The organism is Mesorhizobium sp. M7A.F.Ca.AU.002.02.1.1 (genome assembly GCF_003998535.1).
Classification (GTDB): domain Bacteria; phylum Pseudomonadota; class Alphaproteobacteria; order Rhizobiales; family Rhizobiaceae; genus Mesorhizobium; species Mesorhizobium ciceri.
This window is the reverse complement of record NZ_RZPB01001105.1, coordinates 1-1,507: the sequence shown is the minus strand read 5'-3', so window position 1 is coordinate 1,507 and position 1,507 is coordinate 1. Positions and strand designations below refer to the sequence as shown.

The following is a 1,507-nucleotide window of genomic DNA, read 5'->3' as shown; positions in this document are numbered from 1 at the left end:
CCTGACCGAGCCGGAAAACCTTGCCCAGGATCGCGTCATGATGATCGGCCAGGCCGTTCGTCGCGAGGTCGCGGCGATGGGCGAAGGCATCGAACGCACGCTTGCCCGCGCCGTCGAACTGGAAACGCTTGTCCACAGCGAAGTCAACCAGATCGAACGCTCCTATTCCGAGAATGAATCCCGCATCCGTTCGCTGGTCGACGGCCTCGGCAGCGAGCGCGAAGCCGTCGTCACCCATGCCGAGCGCGTCCGCGCCTCGATTACCGGCGCGCATGAGACGCTGAAGGACGAGATCGGCGCGGCTTCCGACATCATTCGCGACTCGATCCTCAATGCATCGACCAAATTGTCGATGACGATCACCAATTCCGGCGACACGCTGATCGACCGCATCAACGAAAGCTCGATGTCGATCTTCGATTCCGTCGAAGGCCGGCTCGATTCGATCACCGACCGTCTGTCGACCTCGGGCGAGGCCTTCGCCAGCCTTCTCGACACCCGCATTGCCAAGCTGACGGACACCACGGACGGACTGACGCGGTCGTTGACCGATCTGCTCGACGATCGCACCACCGGCATGGTGTCGCTGCTAGGCGGCGCCGCGCGCACCCTCAATTCCGAATTCGAGGCCAGCCTCAACGGCATCGAGCGCACGCTCGCCGAACGCGGCCAGGCGCTGATCAGCGAGTTCCAGACCCGCGCCGAGGCGCTCGACACCGGAACGCAGAAGCTCAATGCGGCACTCGAGGCCCGCGCCCGCCAGATCAATGAAACGCTGGTCGAGCGCGCCCGCGAAATCGCGCACACCTTCGCCGAGAGCAAGGACACGCTGTCGGCGATGATCGATCAGGGCAAGACCCAGATCGGCGCCGACATGGCCGACATCGTCACTTCGACCTCCTCTATGCTCGAAGCCCGCGCCAGCGACTTCGCCGGACGCATGGAAGCCGCCCGTCACGTCGTGTCGCGTTCGTTCGACAGTGACATCCAGCGGCTCGCCGACGCCCGCGTCGGCATCGAGGAAGCTGTCGAGAACCACAGCAGGAAACTGTCCGAAAGCCGCGAGCGCATGGCCGCGGCCATGGAGGCCGACCTGGCGAAGTTCGCCGAGGGCCGCGCCGGCATCGATGCGGCAGTAACCAACCAGGTGCAGAAGCTGGCCGAAGGCCGCAGCCTGATCTCGCGCGCTCTCGAAGAGGATCTGCGCAAGGTCAATGAATCGCGGGCGGCCATCGATGCATCGCTCGGCAGCCATCTCGAAAGGCTGGAAGAAGGTCGCAACAGGCTCTCTATTGCCTTGAATGAAGACTCCGGGAAGCTGGTGCAAGCTCGTACGATCATTGATGAAATGGTCGCCGGACATGTCGGAAAACTCGCCGAGGGCCGCAACATTCTGTCGCGCGCTTTGGAAGCCGATCTCGGAAAACTGTCCGACAGCCGCGCCGACATCGACGGTCTGGTCGCCGGTCAGGTCGACAACATCGCCGCAGGCCGCGCCGTGCTCGCC

The 1,507-nt window shown here is 64.0% G+C and carries 1 pseudogene; it reads left to right on the top strand.

The annotated features are described in order from the left end of the window. A pseudogene (locus EN879_RS35485) lies at window positions 1-1,507 on the top strand (kinesin); the annotation flags it as partial.